The sequence below is a fragment of the Lysobacter sp. genome, from assembly GCA_013141175.1.
Classification (GTDB): domain Bacteria; phylum Pseudomonadota; class Gammaproteobacteria; order Xanthomonadales; family Xanthomonadaceae; genus Lysobacter_I.
The window spans coordinates 1,837,019-1,853,747 of sequence record JABFRN010000001.1 but is presented as its reverse complement, the minus strand read 5'-3'; the positions used below and the strand labels follow the sequence as shown (position 1 = coordinate 1,853,747).

Here is a 16,729-nt window from a genome sequence, read left to right as displayed (position 1 = left end):
GATCAGGACATTCCAAGCATGAGCATGAATCTGTTCTTCCAGGCATTCGCTCCGAAGGATCTCGAAGCGATGCGCGAGGATCCTTCCCTGATCGACGGCTGGGTCGAGAGCGAATCGCGCTGTACCGCTTCGATCGATGTGGAAACCGCGTGGGACGTGTTGAAGCACATCCTCGACGATGCCGGCTTCCACAGCGATGACATGATCGGCGACGTGCTGAGCAACGGTTGCGAATTCGTGTCTCCGGCGCTGGTGCGCGAGCAGGCGAAAGCGCTGTCGACATGGACCCACGCGACCGTGCTGGAAGCGCTGCGCGCGATCGACGAGGACGAGGGCCTGTATCACCAGGCGGTCTATCAGGACCAGGAAGACGATCTGCTCGCGCAGTTCGACATGCTCTCGGCGTTTTTCCGGGAAGCCGCCGCGCGCGGCGATGGGGCGCTGTACTACGCGATGTAACCGGACGCGAAGCCGTCAGGCGCGACGCTGCTTGCCGTCGCCCGACTCCGCCCCGTGGGCGAGGCGCAGCAGTTCCGCAACGTTGACGATCTCGACCCGGCGGCCGGTCACATCGATGACGCCATCGTCCTGCAAGCGGGTGAAACCGCGACTGACGGTTTCCAGCGCGAGGCCGAGGAAGCGGGCGATGTCCTCACGGCTCATCGGCAGCTGGAACAGGCGGTCGGACTGGCCGACGTTGCGATAACGCTCGCCGAGGCTGTGCAGGAACAGGGCGATGCGTTCGTTGGCCTGGCGGCGGACAAGGATGCCCAGATGATCCTGATCGCGATCGACGCTCTGGCCGATCACCCGGAACAGCTGCTGCTGCAGGCTCGGCACCTGCGCGGCGACGAACGACAGCTGGTCGTAAGGCACTTCGCAGACGTTGGCGGCGGTGAGGGCGACGCCTTCGCAGCGATGCTCGCCGGTGCCCAGAGCATCGAGACCGATCAGCTCGCCCGGCAGATGGAAGCCGAGCACCTGCTCTTCCCCGTCTTCGCTGATGCTGACCGATTTGAACGCGCCGTCGCGGGCGACGAAGACCGCCGTCAGCGGGTCGCCGAGGCGGAACAGCCGTTCGCCGCGGGCGACCGGCCGGCGGCGCTGGACGATCTCGTCGAGACGATGCAGTTCCTCCGCGCCGATTCCGCCCGGCAGGCACAGCTGGCGCACGGAGCAGTAGGTGCAGCCCCGGCGCAGCTGGATCAGGTCGAGAACAGAAGAATCGCTCATTGCCGCTAGTGTGCCACGCAACGGCGCATCGCCGAACCCGACTTCTGTCCAAGGCCGTGTCTGGGCCGAGGGCGCATCCGGTTCCGCTGTCGATCCGGGCCGGAAACGCCCATGGGCTCGAATCCGGACCGCTACAGCCTTTATACTGCGCGGATTCTGCGGCCATAGTCAGGCCGCTTCTCAACACGTCGTTTTCCGGGTGAGTCGTGCGCAATTACGATCTGGATTTTCTGAAGCGTTTTTCGATGGTGATCGCCTTCCTTGCGGCGGTCACCCTGGGCCTGATCCTGTTCGCGATCCATCTGCACAACGGTCAGCCGCAGACGCCGAACCCGGTCGAAGTGAAGCGCACCGATGCGCGGATCGCTCCCGCAGGCGATGTCTATGCCGGCGCCACCGGCGCAGCCCAGCAGGCTGCGGCCGACGAGGCCGCCAAAGCCGCCGCCGCATCCCAGGTCGCCTACGGCGGCACGCTGGACGGCGCGGTGATCTTCGACAACCTCTGCGCGGGCTGCCACAAGTCCGGCGCCGGCGGCGCACCCACCATGACCGCCGCAGGCATGGGAGCCCGCGCCAGTCAGGGCAAGGACCTGCTGTATCAGCACGCGATCGAAGGCTTCCAGGGCAGCGCTGGCGTGATGCCGGCCAAGGGCGGCAACCCGGCGCTCTCCGAAGATCAGGTCAAGGCGACGGTCGACTGGATGCTCGAACAGGTCTGACCTTTCCTCACTGCCGTCATCGCCCTTCCGCAACGCCGCCTCCGGGCGGCGTTGTCCATTCCGCCTCCGGAGAATCGCCGCATGCGCCTTCCGCTTCCGTTCCTGCTGCTCCCGTGCGCGCTTGTCGGCGGGTTCGCCGGGCCCGTATCGGCGCAAGACGCGCCAACGACCATCGGCCGGATCCAGGGCACGGGTGAGCGCAGCCCACTCGTGGGCCGAACGGTTTCGATCGAGGGCGTCGTGACTGCAGTCCCGGACGACAGCCTTGGAGGCTGGTTCCTGCAGGACACCGGCGATCGCGACCCGGCCACCTCCGATGCGCTGTTCGTCCTCGGTGAAGGCGGCCCGGCAGTCGGCACCCACGTCCGCGTCCATGGCGCCGTGGTCGAACTCGACACCGGCCGTGGCACCCGCACGGCCCTGCAGTCGACCGGCGTGGCGCCGCTGGGCCGGGCGAGACTGCCACGACCGGTATCGGTTTCGGTGCCACCTGCCGATTGGGAGCGTTACGAAAACATGCGCGTGCGCATCACCGCGACACTGACGGTCGCTGGCACGCATCGTGTCGACAAATACGGTGAATTACTGGTCAACTTCGGCGAACGCGTGCGAACGCCCGCCGATGCGGCCATGCCCGGCGATGCTGCGCGCGCACTGGCGGCCGAGAACGCACGCCGCATGCTGCGTCTGGACGACGGCAGCGATGCGGAACGGCCCGCTTCGGTCTGGTATCTGCCGAAGACCGGACCGTCGCGCACCGGTGGCCAGCTGTCGAAGGTGGAAGGCGTTCTGGATCAGCGCGGCGGCGGGTACCGGCTGCAGCTGACCGCGAAACCGGCATTCCGGCGCGCAGCGCCGCCTTCGGCGCCGACGGTCGGCGGCGATATGCGGATCGCCAGCTTCAACCTCGAGAATTTCTTCAACGGCGACGGCCAGGACGGCGGTTTTCCCACCCCGCGCGGCGCACGCACGCCGGCCGAACTGCAGACCCAGCTTGCCAGGCTGGTCGCGACGATCCGTGGCCTGAACCCGGACATCGCCGCTTTGATGGAACTGGAAAACGACGGCTTCGGCCCCGAGTCGTCGATCGCTGCACTGGTGAGGGCGCTCAACGCCGACGGTCGCAACGAGGACTGGCGTTTCGTGGTGACCGATCAACCGCAAGGCGGCGACCTGATCCGGGTCGGCCTGATCTATCGCGCCTCGCGGGTGACGCCCGTGGGCGCAGCGGCAACGCTGACCGACGACCTGTTCGGTACCCGCAGCCGGCCGCCGTTGGCGCAGACCTTTCGCGCCGGAAGCGGTGCGGCCCAGGGCCCCGCTTTCACGGTCGTCGCCAACCATTTCAAGTCGAAAGGCTGCGGCGAAGCGACCGGGGCCGACGCCGACCAGAAGGACGGCCAGAGCTGCTGGAATGCCGCCCGTACCGAAAGCGCGCGCCGGCTCGACGCTTGGCTGCGTACCGATCCGACCCGATCGGGGAGCGATCTTGCGATGATCGTCGGCGATCTGAACGCCTACAGCATGGAAGACCCGGTGCGTGCGTTGACCGCCGCCGGCTGGCGCGATGCCTTCGCCGGGCAACACGGGCCCGCGCCGTACAGTTACGTCTACGACGCCCAGATCGGTCGTCTCGACCACGCCCTGCTCAGCCCGTCGCTGGCGGCGCGGCGGGTGGGCGCGGCGGAATGGCACAGCAATGCCGACGAACCCGACAGTCACGGCTACCAGACGCGGCCCGACGCGCGAACGCCGTGGCGCAGCTCGGACCACGATCCGCTGGTGGTCGGTTTCCGGCTGCGGAAACCCTGATCGCCCGGCCCGTTATCATCCGCATATGCCGTCTCCCGCTTTCCCTGCCGTTGCCGCCGCGCTGACCCTGCAGGGTCCGGCGGGCACCCTGGAAGTCGCTGCCGAACCGCCTGAGGCCGATGTTCCCGTGCGGCCCGTGATCGCGGTGTTGTGCCATCCGCTGCCGACCGAAGGCGGCACCATGCACAACAAAGTGGTGACGATGGCCGCGCGCAGCCTGCGCGAGCTGGGCGTGACCACGGTGCGCTTCAATTTCCGCGGCACCGGCGCGTCGGACGGCACGTTCGATCACGGCGAGGGCGAGCTCGATGATCTGCGCACCATCGTCGCCTGGGTGCGCGACAGTCGGCCCGATGCGGCGCTGTGGCTCGGCGGTTTCAGCTTCGGCGCGTACGTCAGCCTGCGCGGCGCGGCGGAACTGGGGCCGTCGGTCCTGATCTCGATCGCACCGCCGGCGGGGCGCTGGGATTTCGACAAGATCGTGTTGCCGACGATGCCCTGGCTGGTGATCCAGGGCGAGGACGACGAGGTCGTCGACCCGCAGGCGGTCTACGACTGGTTTGAGCAGATGTCGAAGGCACAGCCGCCGGGGACGAGCGCCGAACTGATCCGCATGCCCGACACCAGTCACTTCTTCCATCGCAAATTGATGGATCTGCGCGGCGCGATCAAACATGGCGTTCAACCTTACCTTCGACGGTTCGATCTGCCGGAGCCCGGCGCCGGATCATGAGCGAATCCGCGGCGGCACCCTCCGTGCGCTACGCCGAAGGCGTGGCGCGCGGCGACTGGAGCGACGACCCCGCGCAACACGCGGCGCTGCGCGAACTCGATCGCCTGCAAGCGGCGCTGTCCGCGCCGCCGATGCGCAAAGGCCTGCTCGATACGCTGTTCGGCAAACCGGTGACGACTTCGCCGAATGGCCTGTACGTGTGGGGTGGTGTGGGCCGCGGCAAGACCTTCCTGATCGACCTGTTCTACGCCGGCCTGCCGATCCGCGAGAAACGGCGCACGCATTTCCATCGCTTCATGCGCGAGGTGCACGAGCGACTGCGCGCGCATGCGGGCGAACGCGACCCGCTCGCCGCGATCGCCCGCGAGTGGCGCGCGCAGCTGCGGGTGCTGGTGCTGGATGAATTCTTCGTCAACGACATCGGCGACGCGATGCTGCTGGGACGCCTGCTGACGCGCCTGTTCGAGGAAGGCGTGATCCTGGTGACCAGCTCCAACGCCGCGCCCTCCGAACTGTACAAGGACGGCCTGCAGCGCGCGCGATTCCTGCCGGCGATCGCGCTGATCGAACGTCGCTGCAACGTGGTGCATCTCGACAGTCCCCACGATTATCGCTTGCGCGCGCTCACCCGCTCGCCGGTGTATCGCGCGCCGCTCGACGACGCCAGCGACGAGTGGCTGGAATCGCGCTGGCGCGAACTGGGCGGCGACGACAGTCATCGCGATGCCGGCATCGATATCGACGGCCGTCGCATCGCGGTGCGCGCACGCGACAAGGGCATGGCGTGGTTCGATTTCGCGGCGGTCTGCGAAGGTCCGCGCGGCAGCGCCGACTACATCGAGATCAGCACCGAGTTCCACACCGTGCTGGTCGGCGACGTGCCGGTCTTCGACGCGCAGCGCGACGATGCGTCGCGGCGCTTCATCACCCTGATCGACGAGCTCTACGACCGCCACGTCAACCTGATCTGCAGCGCCGACGCCGCACCGGCGGCGCTGTATCGCGGCGAGCGCCTGACCGCCGCCTTCGAGCGCACCGCCTCGCGGCTGATCGAAATGCAGTCCGCCGAATATCTGGCGCTGGAGCATCGCGGCTGAGACATGTCGCCATCGGCTGCAGGCACGCCGTGCGGCCGGACTCCGATCAGCGCGACACGCCTGTCTGCGACGGCTGCTGCGAAGCGATCTCCTGCCCGGTCTGGGCGGGCACGTTCTTCTCCAACTGCGACAGACTCTGCGCCATCGGCTGCTGCGCCGCGTCGGCGCGATCGATGTAGCTGTTCTTCGCATGCGCGGAGCCGGGGTCGCCCTGGATCGCGATCAGGCCTTTGCCGTCGTTGCTGGCGATGACCGTGTCGATCTGGCGCAGGCCATCGCTCTGCGCTTTGGACGCCATCGCCGCCGCGACGTTGCCCAGCTCGTCGCGGCCCTTGATGCCGGCGTCGGGACCGAGCTTTTCGAGCGCAGTGACCGATTGCAGATACAGCGCTGGCGCGGTGTCCGCGGGACGCGTTCCGCGCGGCTCGCCGTGGCTGGGCGCATGCGACTCTTCCGATGGCGCGATCGGGCTCTTGGGCGGCACGACCGGCGGCGGTTTTGGGCTGGTGTCGGTGATGCCGGCACCGGGCGGGAACCGCACGACACCGTCGAGCCCGAGCTCCTTGAGATTGACCCGGACTTCGGGCGGCACGTACTTCGGGTCGGCTGCGCGGTCGGCGGCCTGCTCCTTGGATTCGACGTTGATCGCGGCCTGCAACGCCTGCGTGCCGTAGATCTGCCGGTAGGGCCGCGCATCGTAGAAATGCTTGCCCATCGCCTCGATGTTCGCCGGGGTTTCGGCAAGCAGGCCGTCCTTGCCGAGGGTCAGTCCGGCCTTGGGCGTATAGGTCTGTTTCGGCGGCGTGCCGCCGACATCGAAATAGGGCGCCATTTCCGGGCTGGAGTTGTGCAGTTTTTCGTACAGCTGGGCGGGCGTCGCGGTGGGGTTTTCCTTGCGCACATGCGCCGCGACCGCATTGAAACCTCCGATCTGGTCGGTCGCTTCGCGCAGGCGCAGGCTGTCGCCGCGCTCCTTCAGGACATTGGTGTAATCGTGCGGCGATGGGCCCTTGGCGACCGCTTCGAGCTTGGCCTTGAAATCGGCGCCCGCTTTCTCGATCGCCTGCTTGTTGACCGCATGCTCCGATTCGTGGGTCAACACCATGCGCATGGTGTTGCCGAGCTTCTTGTCCTTGTCGGCCACGTCGAGCAGCGCGGTCGGCAATCCCATCGATTTGTCGTTGGCGTTGTATACGCCGAGTGCTCCTGCCGGCGCGCCGGCCGGCATCGGTCCGATCTTTTCCAGATTGCCTTTGCCGATCGCCTCCAGCAGGTTGGCTTTCAGCGCGGGCGTCTCGCCGAGCAGGGTGCGGAAATTCTTGCCCGCGTCAGGATGCGCCTTCTCGAAATCGACGAGCATCTGTTCCAGCTTTTTTTCGTCGGCCTTGGACATGTGCCCTCCGTTACGCGTACGCGCTGATGACGAGCCTGGACAGGCAGACCGGACCGACCTGCGGATCGGCTTTGCCCTGCGCGTAGGCCATCACCCCGATATCGCCGCGTTTGAAATACCAGGCGTCGCTTCCGGGATACGTCTGCATCGGGGTGGCCGCGAATCCAGCGGCGGTCAACGCCTTCGAGTAGCCATCGAAATCCGGCGTGCAGATCGGTGCCCGGTCGGCCTGCCCGCGGCTCGTGTCGTCGAACGAAAACCGCAGGCTGCTCGGTTTCTCGCCGAGCTTGTCGGGCGTGGACACCAGGCTGTAGGACCATTGCTCGGTCAGCTTGCCGCCGAAACCGTAGATGTTGGGATCGTCGTCGTTGAGCTCCACGCGAAGGCCGGTGGCTTGCTCGACATGCTCGGGAGCGAGGTCCTGCGCGCTGTGGAGACTGTCGATCAACTTGAGCACGCGACGGCCGATGTCTTCGGCGGTGATTGGAGGCACGGTGGCAGTCATCGGAAACTCCTGAGAGCCGGGAGAAGGTGTTCGGGAAGACGGCGTCGCGGCGCAACCGGACATCGCGCATCCGATGGCCGCGGCGCACAGACCGGCCAGTACGGTCGCGGCAGCGCGGTTTCGAGGCGATCCGGCGCGTGCCGGCGCAACACCGGGCGTCTGTGCATCCGACGACCGGCGACAGGTGCGGTATGGCGATTGACGGAAGGATCGAGCCATGTGACGTCCTGCCTTGGGCCAATGCGGGAACGGTGCCCCGATCACACCAGAACGGTGCGCCCGGGGCAACTCGCGGGCATTCCATGAATCCGGGCGACACGCGCCCGGAAGTCCGGGGGCTATTGGAGTAACGCGATGGGAATGTCGTTCCGGCCAAGGACACAGGGCGACCGCAGTCCCGGCCGACAAAAATCCCGGGACATCGGCACCGTTGCTCGGATGCCGGCCCTCAGCCGGACGTGCCGGCGGACACACCCCGCATCCGCACGCCCCGCAGCTGCGGCACGCCGTCCACCACATCGGTCCACACCACGTGCGCGGCGGTACCGTTGAGCAGCAGTTTCGGAAAGCCGGTCGCGCGGCCTTTGCCCTGCAGATCGGCGAGTTTGATGCGCTGCAGTTCCTTCGACAGATCGGGCGCGTAGCGCGCGAGCCACAGCGATTGCGCGCCGGCCTCTTCGCGCAGCCAGAGGATCCAGACCTGCTGCGCGTCGATCGCGACCGCGACGCGGCCCTGGGCGGCGGCACCGGTGTCCAATGCGACCGGATCGGCGAACGTTGCGCCGCCATCGACGGAACGCGCGAGTTTCACTGCGGGCTTGTCGCCCGCAGCGGTGTACCACGCGACCGCGACGTCGTTGCCGCGTGCCGCGACCGATGGGCCATTGACCGGGCATGCGGGCATGTTCCAATCGTCGGCATGCACGCGCGCCGGCTTCGACCACGCCTTGCCGTCGAAGCGCGTGGCGTAGATGTCGCGGATTTCCTGCGCGCTGCGGTCGCGATAGACCAGCACCGCACCGTCGGCCGTGGCGGCGACATCGGTCTGGCAACAGTCGCAGGTCATCGCATCGATTTCGGTTTCGGTTTCGGCGCTCGCGCGCAGATTGGCGTCGAACACCGCCGCGCGCAGGCTCATCGCGCCGGCGTGGCCGTCGTCATGGCTGGCATGGTCCGATGCTGCTGCAGCGCCGGTGTTGCGGCCATCGAGCCACGCGATACCGAGACTGCCCTCGCCCTGCGCCCACATCGAGACGAAACCGTGCTCGGTCTTCGTGCCGTCGTCGTGGACGGTGCGCTGCGCGCTCCAGTTCATGCCGTGATCGAGCGAGCGCACCAGCATCACGTCGTAGGCATAGGGCGCGTCTGCCGATTTCTGCAGCCAGTGCGTCCACAGCGCGTGATCGGCGGTCGCGACGATGTGCGGGGTGTCGGCCCAGTTGGTGAACATCGAATTCCCGACCGCCACCGTGCGCGGCCCTTCCCAATGCTGGTCGGGATAGAACTCGGCGATCTGCAGCGCCGGCCGACGACCGCCCCCGCTGTTGATCCAGCTGAGCAGCACGCGGCCATCGGGCGCCATCGCCAGGTCCGGCTGCGCCGAACCGGGCATCGCCGGCAACGGCCAGGCTTCGATCGTGAGATCGCCGGTGACGACCGGTTGCGGAACCTCGGATTCCCCGCTGCAGGCGGCGAGCAGTGCGAGGGCGACGAAAACGAGGGGGCGAAATGGTGTACGCATGCGATTAGGGTACGTCATCGATGGCTCGGGAACAGCGAGGCCGCGAACGCCGGACGACGGCAGCATCTGCGTCACGCCGCGCCGCGCCGTTTCGTCAGATGCACCAGCAGCAGCGAGATCGCCGCCGGGGTCATGCCCGGGATGCGCTGCGCCTGACCGACGGTGTGCGGACGCACGCGTTCGAGTTTCTGCTGCACTTCGATCGACAGCCCGCGTACGGTGGCGTAGTCGAACGCCTGCGGAATCTCGGTGTGCTCATGACGCTGCTGGCGCGCGATCTCCTCGCGCTGACGCGCGAGATAGCCGGAATATTTCGCTTCGATCTCGACCTGTTCGGCGACCGCCGGGTCGGCGACCGCCGGGCCGAGCATCGGCACGCTGGCAAGCCTGGTGTAATCCAGTTCCGGTCGGCGCAGCAGATCCAGCGCATGGGTTTCGCGACTGAGATCGATGCCCAGCGTCGCCACCGCTTCGCGTCCGAGTGCATTGTTGGGCGAAGCCCACAGCGCGCCCAGACGCGCGGTCTCGGCCACGACGGCGTCGCGCTTGCGCGTGAAACGCTCCCAGCGCGCATCGTCGACGAGACCCAGGGCGCGGCCGGTTTCGGTGAGGCGCAGATCGGCATTGTCCTCGCGCAACTGCAGCCGGTATTCGGCGCGGCTGGTGAACATGCGGTAGGGCTCGTTGGTACCGTGGGTGATCAGGTCGTCGATCATGACGCCGACATAGGCCTCGTCGCGACGCGGCGACCATGCATCGAGCGCGCGCACGAAACGCGCGGCGTTGAGCCCGGCGATCAGGCCCTGCGCCGCCGCTTCTTCGTAGCCGGTGGTGCCGTTGATCTGGCCTGCGAAGAACAGGCCGGAAACGATTTTGGTTTCCAGCGAATTCTTCAGCCCGCGCGGATCGAAGAAATCGTATTCGATGGCGTAACCGGCACGGGTGATGTGCGCCTGCTCGAAGCCACGGATGCTCCGCACCAGATCCAACTGCACATCGAACGGCAGCGACGTGGAAATGCCGTTCGGATAGATTTCGGTCACGCCGAGGCCTTCGGGTTCGACGAAGATCTGGTGCGAGGCCTTCTCGGCGAAACGCACGACCTTGTCTTCGATCGACGGGCAATAACGCGGGCCGATGCCTTCGATCTGGCCGCTGTACAGCGGCGAACGGTGCAGCGCGCTGCGGATGATCTCGTGGGTGCGCTCGGAGGTATGGGTGATCCAGCACGATATCTGCGGAGGATGGTCGGCGGTGCTGCCCATGAACGAGAACACCGGGCGAGGATCGTCGCCGGGCTGCTCTTCCATGACGCTGTAATCGAGACTGCGGCCATCGATGCGCGGCGGCGTGCCGGTCTTCAGGCGATCGACGACGAACGGCCGCTCGCGCAGCTTCGCGGCGAGCGTGGTCGCGGGCGGATCGCCGGCGCGGCCGGCAGCGAACTGGGTTTCGCCGATGTGCACCTTGCCGGCGAGGAAGGTGCCGGCGGTGAGGACGACCGCCGGCGCCGTGAAGTGCAGGCCGGTCTGGGTGATCGCGCCGCGTACGACATCGGCGTCGATGATCAGGTCGTCGACCGCCGACTGGAATACGCTGAGGTTGGGCTGCGATTCCACCGCACGGCGGATGAAGCTGCGGTACAGCGCGCGATCGGCCTGGCAGCGCGTGGCGCGTACTGCGGGGCCCTTCGATGCATTCAAGCGACGCCACTGGATGCCGGCGGCGTCGGCGGCGCGCGCCATGATGCCGCCAAGCGCGTCGATCTCGCGTACCAGATGGCCCTTGCCGATGCCGCCGATGGCCGGGTTGCAGCTCATCGCACCAACGGTCTCGATGTTGTGCGTCAACAGCAGGGTGCGCGCACCGCTGCGTGCGGACGCGAGCGCGGCTTCGGTGCCGGCGTGGCCGCCGCCGATGACGATGACATCGAAGCGATAGAAATGATTGTTCATCGACCTGACTCTGGTTTCGAGACGTGCTTCGCGGCGTGGGCGTGAATTCCGACGTTGCTGCTCCGCATTCTAGCGAATGCGGTTTCGGGGAGGCCGTTACCCGGAGGCGCTGGCGCCAAAGTTGGCACGCATTCTGCTTATCTCTGGTGGCACTCAGCGCGGCAAGCGCGAAAGCGCAGGCCGGGGTGGAACAGGGCTGGCCACGTGCGCGCTGAGGAAGCCAGGGGCCGAATGTCGGGGGACATTCGGCCCCTTTTTTTGTCTGCGATTCGGGGAGTTCGGCGATACGCCGTAAGAAGGTGCCGACGCCCGACGGGGAGCGGAACAGGGGGGATCCGGATTTCCCCGCCGGGGTCGGCGATTCAGTACCGAGTTACGTCGGAATACGACGTAACCGGTCAAGCTTGTTTAGCTTGCGGCCAAATCTGGTCGTTGGCAAGCCTTTTCAGGGCGTTGGATCGCGACGGGATTCTCGTTCTGAACGTTCGATGCGACGCTGAGGGGCAGGTGCTGCCCGCTGCGTTTCGTGGCGCGGGCGCGGCTGGCCCGAGCTCTGCGGCGTCGAGACCGGCGCAGGCCGGGAATGCACCCTCATGCCAGGCTGTGCGCCGCCGCCCGACAAACCGGGCTGTTGCACCATGATCCGGCGACGGGTGGGCTCGCCTACGCGGATGGCGACGCCGGGAACCGCCGGCTGCGGAGTCGCGACAGGCGGGCGCCGCCGATCGAGGTGACGCCACGGTCCGCCGTCACGGTTGCGGTCGCCCAGACGCGGCCCGCTGCCGCCGGGCGGTTCCGTGATCACTCCCGGTGGTGGCGTACCCGGCGGCACCGTGTTCGGCGGGCGATGGCGATGCGGTCGACGGTACGGATAGGGGGAGTAGGAATAGGGATAGCCATAACGGTAGCCGTCGTAGCCATACGGAAATCCATACCGCGAATACGGGGTATAGCCGAAACCGAAACCATAGCCGAAGCTGCCGTACCAGCCGCCCGGATAGCCATAACCTATTGAACTGTAGGGCCCGCCATAGGCGTCGTAGTAATCGACGGAGGGCTCGGCGTAGTAGTAATCGCCGCCCTGATCGGTGCGGTAACCGTAAGTACTGACGCAGCCGGTCAGAATCGTTGCGAAGAGTGTCGCAAGCAGACCAAGACGGAACATCGGGAACCCCCTGTCGAATTCTGATGACGGGATAGGCCCGTCCTACCGTTGCAGCATCCGGCCGCCGCGTTGAACCCGTCCTTAAGAAGACCGGCCCGATTCAGCATCATGGCATTTCACCGCCCTGCCCGAGCGGCGGGACCGGGACAAATCGTATCTGGTGGCCGCCGATGACTTTCGCCGTGGCAGCGAACGCATGGCCGCGCCTCATCATCGGTGGTTTCGGGGCGATGCGGACCTGCAGGCGATTCCTGCTGCTGCGACACCGTCTCTGCAGCACGCGCAGTCACGACCGTGTCCCCGACCGACCGCACCGCAGACGGTAATTTGGATGCAGCCACCGAGGTTGCCGGTTGCGGAACGGATTCCCGTCGCAGGCCGTACGGACGCAGCGCATGTTGCCTTCGCCACGGCGACGCTCCGCCTGCTTGGCGCGCATCGCAAGCGGCGATACGAACGACACCCTGACGCGCGTACCCCGCCTGATACGATACCGGCATGACCGCCGCTGTGCCGACGTTGCCCGCTTTCGCCGACGTGCTTTCCGCCGCCGCCCGGATCGCGCCGCACGCGCAGCGGACGCCGGTCCTGCGTTCGCAGTCGCTCGACGGGATCGCCGGCTGCAGGCTGCACTTCAAATGCGAGAACCTGCAGCGCGTCGGCGCGTTCAAATTCCGCGGCGCCTGCAACGCGATCTTCGCGCTGGACGACTCCACCGCATCGCGTGGCGTTCTCACCCAAAGCTCCGGCAACCATGGCGCCGCAGTCGCGTTGGCCAGCCGCCTGCGCGGCACGTCCGCCACCGTCGTCGTACCGGAAGGCGCACCGGCGGTGAAGTTGGCGGCGATCGCCGACTACGGCGCCCGCATCGTGCGCTGTGCGCCAACGATGGCGGCGCGCAACGCCGCCGCTGCCGCGCTGGCCGAAGAAACCGGCGCGCACCTGGTGCATCCCTTCGACGATCCGCACGTCATCGCCGGCCAGGGGACGGTCGCGTTGGAGTTCCTGCGCAGCGAACCCGGACTCGATGCATTGCTGACGCCGGTCGGCGGCGGCGGCCTGCTCTCGGGCTGCGCGCTGGCCGCGCGCACGCTGCGACCAGAACTGGAAATCCTCGGCGCGGAACCCGCAGGCGCGGCGGATGCGCATGCTTCGCTGCGCGAAGGCCGCTGCATCACCGACATGATCGCGAACACGATCTGCGACGGTCTGCGCGGGCAACTCGCGCCGCGTACGCTGGCGCTGTTGCAGCGCCACATCGATGGCATTCTCATCGTCGACGACAACGCGGTGATCGAAGCGATGCGGCTGCTGTGGGAACGGTTGAAACTGGTGGTCGAGCCCTCCGGGGCGATCGGTTTCGCGGCGGTGCTGCGCAATCGCGAACGCTTCGCGGGGCGGCGCGTCGGCGTCGTGATTTCCGGCGGCAATGTCGATCTCGACACCCTGCCCTGGCAGGCGCGCGGATCATGACCCGCCATGCGCCGCCGCCGCTGATCCAACGCGCGACCGGAAAGCGTCGCAAGCGTCGCGGCGTGTTCCGCTGGCTGCGACGCCTGCTGCTGCTCGCGGTGCTGTGGCTGTGCGGCGTTGCGGCGTACATCGTGCATGTCGGTACGCGCGACGACGCCGCCAGCGACAAGGTGCGCGCCGACGCGATCATCGTCCTCGGCGCCGCCGCCTACGACGCGCGGCCCTCGCCGGTGTTCGAGGAGCGCATCCGCCACGGCGTCGATCTCTACAAGCGCGAACGCGCGCCGGTCCTGATCTTCACCGGTGGCTTCGGCGGCAACGGCGCGCGTTTTTCGGAATCGCAGGTCGGGCGTCGTTACGCATTGCGCGATGGCGTGGCCGAGCGCGCGATCCTGATCGAAACCATCTCGCGCAATACCCGCGAGAATCTCAGCGAAGCCGCGCGGCTCATGGGCAAGCGCAAACTCCGCCGCGCGATCGTGGTCAGCGACCCGCTGCACATGTCGCGCGCGCTGCGGATCTGCCGCGAAGTCGGCATCGTCTGCCTCGGCTCGCCCACGCCGACCAGCCGCTTCCGCAGCTTCGACACGCGTTGGCGCTTCCTGCTCAACGAAGTCTATTTCTTCCATCGCGACCTGTTCGTACGCCAAACCTGACGCGCACCCGAAGGAGCTTTGCATGATCATCGACGGCACCCGCGCCCACGACCGCGCCACCACCCTCATCCTCGACTACTACGCCGCCTTCAATCGCAGCGACTGGGCCGCGATGCTGGTGTTGCTCACCGACGACGTCGCCCACGATCTCAACCAGGGCGCGCGCGAAACCGGCCGCGACGCCTTCGCCGCGTTCCTCGCGCGCATGGATCGCAGCTATCGCGAACAGCTGCGCGACATCGTGGTCATGGCGTCTCCCGACGGCGCGCGCGCCGCCGCCGAATACGTGGTGCACGGCGAATACCTGATTGCCGATGAAGGCCTGCCGCCTGCGCATGGGCAGCGTTACGTGTTGCCGGGCGGCGCGTTCTTCGATATCCGCGACGGAAAAATCGCGCGGGTAACGAATTACTACAATCTCGAGGATTGGATTGCGCAGGTGGGTTGAAGCAGCATTCCGTGGATGTCGATGACCTGCGTTCACCGTACTTTTTAGTGTAGAAATCCACACAGTTCGACTGCTCGGCAGAAATTGCTCTTTTGCCCGTCATTCCCGCGAAAGCGGGAACCCAGTGTCTTTGCATTTTACGGACAGCTTCAAAAAGTCACTGGATCCCCGCTTTCGCGGAGATGACGGAGCCTCTTGAAGCGTTCAGAAAAAAATGGGGGATGACCTCAGGTCAATGACTGAGCCTGCCTGCTGCCTCATTTGACCTTCCAGAAGACTGCAATCAGAAAGCAGAGAACGCCGGCCCATATCGTATGTATCGCGATCTCGAATGGAAACAGATTGCGCTCGTAGCCGCCAATACTTGGAAACAGCACGATGTGAAGGATGATTCCCACAAACACACCAAATGTCAGCCTGCACGCAGCCCGCAAAGGGTGTCGTGGGAACAGCAGGCAACCGACCACTCCGGCCAGAGGATAGATTGCGAGCACGGTCAACCAGCGTACGATGATGACAGAGAGTTTTGTGGTATCTGGGGGTTCTTGAAACAACGCCCCAAGTGTCAGCGTCAGGAAGACCGAGCCCACACCACAGAGAAACGCGATCGGCGAGCGAAACATTACGACATATCGCATTGTGTTCACCTTGTCCATGAAACCAAGCGTCCGAATCATGCTGATCCACGAAACAGACAGAATCAGACTACATCGCAGACTCCTGTTCCATGCACATTTTCCGCATTCGTCCGGCAAGGTCTATTCCACCGCTACCGTACGATCCAATTCCGTAGCCGTGCAGTGAGTAGTGTCGCGGGGCGGACTTTCAACGGTTGGAGTACTGCTCGCCCGCTCTACCGTGACGCCTCAGCGCCGCCGCACCGGAATCCCGCTCGCCGGAAACCGCGCCACATCTTCGCCGCCTTCTCGGATCGGCGCACCGTGTTCCGGTGCCCACGCCAGCGCGGAGATGATTTCCCAGGTCGCGGGCAGGCGGCCGGCATCGCGAAAATCTTCATAAGCATTCGCGGCGGTAGCGAAGCGGGTTTTGCCGGTGAGCGTGTGGCGGCGCGCGTGCAGCGCATTGGTGGCGCCGATGGCGCGCAGTTCGCGCATCAGTGCGGGCAGGTCATCGTAGCGGGTGACGAGATCGTCGCGGTCGAGCACGGGATTGCGGAAGCCGCTGGCGATCAGGGCGTCGCCGAACTGCGCGATCGAGGCGAACGGGCTGACGTGCGGGACCGCATCGGCTTCGGCGAAGGCGCTGCGCAGTTCGTACAGCGTATCGGGGCCGAACGTGGAGACCACCAGCATGCCGCCGGGTTTGAGCACACGGCGGAAGCCGGCGAACACCGCCGGAAGATCTTCGATCCACTGCAGGCAGAGGTTCGAGAACAGCAGATCCACGCTGTGGTCGGCCAGCGGCAGCGCGCGCGCGTCGGCGCAGACGCGTTCGGGTGCGCGCGCAAGCAGCCGCGCGAGCACGTCCGGGAGCGCGCGCGCGAAAGCCGACGTTTCGGCGTCGTGCTGGCGCAGCATCGGCATGGCGAGATCCAGCGCGAGCACCTGCGCTTTCGGCCAGCGTTGCTGGATCGCGCGCGAGGCATGCCCGGGGCCGCAGCCGAGGTCGACGACGAGCGCAGGCGTCTGTGCATCGCCTTCGCGGCCTTCGGCATAGTAGTCGAGCGATTCAAGCAGACGTGCTTCGACCTCGACCTGCAACTTTGCGGCGGAGGCGTAGCTGGCGGATGCGCGCGAGAACGCGCGGCGGACCTGGCGCGGGTCGAAGAGCGTGTTCAT

The 16,729-nt window shown here is 66.5% G+C and carries 16 protein-coding genes; 8 read left to right on the top strand and 8 right to left on the bottom strand.

Annotation, left to right across the window (positions count from 1 at the left end):
- Nucleotides 1-18: 18 nt before the first annotated feature.
- The gene (locus HOP03_08345) at nt 19-459 is read left to right on the top strand and encodes a DUF1877 family protein (protein NOT88179.1); all 441 of its coding nucleotides are present in this window, start codon (nt 19-21) and stop codon (nt 457-459) included.
- 15 nt (nt 460-474) lie between these two features.
- Here the strand turns inward: HOP03_08345 and HOP03_08340 are convergent, their stop codons facing one another.
- Nucleotides 475-1,233 carry a helix-turn-helix domain-containing protein gene (locus HOP03_08340; GenBank protein NOT88178.1) on the bottom strand — a complete coding sequence of 253 codons (759 nt, stop codon included), beginning with the start codon at nt 1,231-1,233 and terminating at the stop codon, nt 475-477.
- A 206-nt stretch (nt 1,234-1,439) separates the two neighbouring features.
- Between HOP03_08340 and HOP03_08335 the strand changes: the two genes are divergently transcribed.
- From HOP03_08335 to HOP03_08320, 4 genes are all read left to right on the top strand, one after another.
- The gene (locus tag HOP03_08335; GenBank protein NOT88177.1) at nt 1,440-1,952 is read left to right on the top strand and encodes a cytochrome c5 family protein; all 513 of its coding nucleotides are present in this window, start codon (nt 1,440-1,442) and stop codon (nt 1,950-1,952) included.
- Nucleotides 1,953-2,033: 81 nt separating this feature from the next.
- A complete protein-coding gene (locus tag HOP03_08330) occupies nt 2,034-3,764 on the top strand; it encodes an ExeM/NucH family extracellular endonuclease (protein ID NOT88176.1) in 1,731 nt (576 codons plus the stop codon).
- A gap of 25 nt (nt 3,765-3,789) precedes the next feature.
- Nucleotides 3,790-4,497, top strand: coding sequence for an alpha/beta hydrolase (locus HOP03_08325; protein NOT88175.1), 708 nt, complete (start codon nt 3,790-3,792; stop codon nt 4,495-4,497).
- On the top strand, nt 4,494-5,594 hold the full coding sequence (locus HOP03_08320; GenBank protein ID NOT88174.1) for a cell division protein ZapE: 1,101 nt from the start codon (nt 4,494-4,496) through the stop codon (nt 5,592-5,594). Before HOP03_08325 ends, HOP03_08320 begins: the two co-directional genes overlap by 4 nt.
- Before the next feature lie 46 nt (nt 5,595-5,640).
- On the opposite strand, the gene HOP03_08315 is transcribed toward HOP03_08320, so the two are convergent.
- From HOP03_08315 to HOP03_08295, 5 genes are all read right to left on the bottom strand, one after another.
- Complete coding sequence (locus tag HOP03_08315) at nt 5,641-6,987, bottom strand: hypothetical protein (GenBank protein NOT88173.1); 1,347 nt, start codon at nt 6,985-6,987, stop codon at nt 5,641-5,643.
- 10 nt (nt 6,988-6,997) lie between these two features.
- A complete protein-coding gene (locus tag HOP03_08310) occupies nt 6,998-7,492 on the bottom strand; it encodes a hypothetical protein (protein NOT88172.1) in 495 nt (164 codons plus the stop codon).
- A 448-nt stretch (nt 7,493-7,940) separates the two neighbouring features.
- Nucleotides 7,941-9,233, bottom strand: a complete 1,293-nt coding sequence (locus tag HOP03_08305; protein ID NOT88171.1) for an exo-alpha-sialidase — start codon at nt 9,231-9,233, stop codon at nt 7,941-7,943.
- 71 nt (nt 9,234-9,304) lie between these two features.
- Nucleotides 9,305-11,188, bottom strand: coding sequence for a tRNA uridine-5-carboxymethylaminomethyl(34) synthesis enzyme MnmG (gene mnmG / locus HOP03_08300; GenBank protein ID NOT88170.1), 1,884 nt, complete (start codon nt 11,186-11,188; stop codon nt 9,305-9,307).
- Between the two features lie 445 nt (nt 11,189-11,633).
- Nucleotides 11,634-12,353 (bottom strand): hypothetical protein, encoded by a 720-nt coding sequence (locus HOP03_08295; protein NOT88169.1) that lies wholly within the window; start codon nt 12,351-12,353, stop codon nt 11,634-11,636.
- A gap of 498 nt (nt 12,354-12,851) precedes the next feature.
- Here HOP03_08295 and HOP03_08290 point away from each other — a divergent pair, with 498 nt between their 5' ends.
- The 3 genes from HOP03_08290 to HOP03_08280 are packed head-to-tail and all read left to right on the top strand — an operon-like array spanning nt 12,852 to nt 14,930.
- A complete protein-coding gene (locus HOP03_08290) occupies nt 12,852-13,826 on the top strand; it encodes a pyridoxal-phosphate dependent enzyme (protein NOT88168.1) in 975 nt (324 codons plus the stop codon).
- Nucleotides 13,823-14,482 (top strand): YdcF family protein, encoded by a 660-nt coding sequence (locus tag HOP03_08285; GenBank protein NOT88167.1) that lies wholly within the window; start codon nt 13,823-13,825, stop codon nt 14,480-14,482. The genes HOP03_08290 and HOP03_08285 overlap by 4 nt, the downstream gene beginning before the upstream one ends.
- Nucleotides 14,483-14,504: 22 nt before the next feature.
- On the top strand, nt 14,505-14,930 hold the full coding sequence (locus HOP03_08280; GenBank protein ID NOT88166.1) for a SnoaL-like domain-containing protein: 426 nt from the start codon (nt 14,505-14,507) through the stop codon (nt 14,928-14,930).
- A gap of 257 nt (nt 14,931-15,187) precedes the next feature.
- Here the strand turns inward: HOP03_08280 and HOP03_08275 are convergent, their stop codons facing one another.
- Both HOP03_08275 and bioC read right to left on the bottom strand, forming a co-directional pair.
- Nucleotides 15,188-15,586, bottom strand: a complete 399-nt coding sequence (locus tag HOP03_08275; protein ID NOT88165.1) for a hypothetical protein — start codon at nt 15,584-15,586, stop codon at nt 15,188-15,190.
- Between the two features lie 210 nt (nt 15,587-15,796).
- Nucleotides 15,797-16,729: a malonyl-ACP O-methyltransferase BioC gene (bioC, locus tag HOP03_08270; protein ID NOT88164.1), complete on the bottom strand. Its 933-nt coding sequence runs from the start codon at nt 16,727-16,729 to the stop codon at nt 15,797-15,799.

Coding starts and splice junctions, on each gene's coding strand:
- HOP03_08345 (NOT88179.1), top strand. CDS start 19: ATGAGCATGAATCTGTTCTTCCAGGCATTCGCTCCGAAGGATCTCGAA.
- HOP03_08340 (NOT88178.1), bottom strand. CDS start 1,233: ATGAGCGATTCTTCTGTTCTCGACCTGATCCAGCTGCGCCGGGGCTGC.
- HOP03_08330 (NOT88176.1), top strand. CDS start 2,034: ATGCGCCTTCCGCTTCCGTTCCTGCTGCTCCCGTGCGCGCTTGTCGGC.
- HOP03_08325 (NOT88175.1), top strand. CDS start 3,790: ATGCCGTCTCCCGCTTTCCCTGCCGTTGCCGCCGCGCTGACCCTGCAG.
- HOP03_08320 (NOT88174.1), top strand. CDS start 4,494: ATGAGCGAATCCGCGGCGGCACCCTCCGTGCGCTACGCCGAAGGCGTG.
- HOP03_08315 (NOT88173.1), bottom strand. CDS start 6,987: ATGTCCAAGGCCGACGAAAAAAAGCTGGAACAGATGCTCGTCGATTTC.
- HOP03_08310 (NOT88172.1), bottom strand. CDS start 7,492: ATGACTGCCACCGTGCCTCCAATCACCGCCGAAGACATCGGCCGTCGC.
- HOP03_08305 (NOT88171.1), bottom strand. CDS start 9,233: ATGCGTACACCATTTCGCCCCCTCGTTTTCGTCGCCCTCGCACTGCTC.
- mnmG (NOT88170.1), bottom strand. CDS start 11,188: ATGAACAATCATTTCTATCGCTTCGATGTCATCGTCATCGGCGGCGGC.
- HOP03_08295 (NOT88169.1), bottom strand. CDS start 12,353: ATGTTCCGTCTTGGTCTGCTTGCGACACTCTTCGCAACGATTCTGACC.
- HOP03_08290 (NOT88168.1), top strand. CDS start 12,852: ATGACCGCCGCTGTGCCGACGTTGCCCGCTTTCGCCGACGTGCTTTCC.
- HOP03_08285 (NOT88167.1), top strand. CDS start 13,823: ATGACCCGCCATGCGCCGCCGCCGCTGATCCAACGCGCGACCGGAAAG.
- HOP03_08280 (NOT88166.1), top strand. CDS start 14,505: ATGATCATCGACGGCACCCGCGCCCACGACCGCGCCACCACCCTCATC.
- HOP03_08275 (NOT88165.1), bottom strand. CDS start 15,586: ATGGACAAGGTGAACACAATGCGATATGTCGTAATGTTTCGCTCGCCG.
- bioC (NOT88164.1), bottom strand. CDS start 16,729: ATGAACACGCTCTTCGACCCGCGCCAGGTCCGCCGCGCGTTCTCGCGC.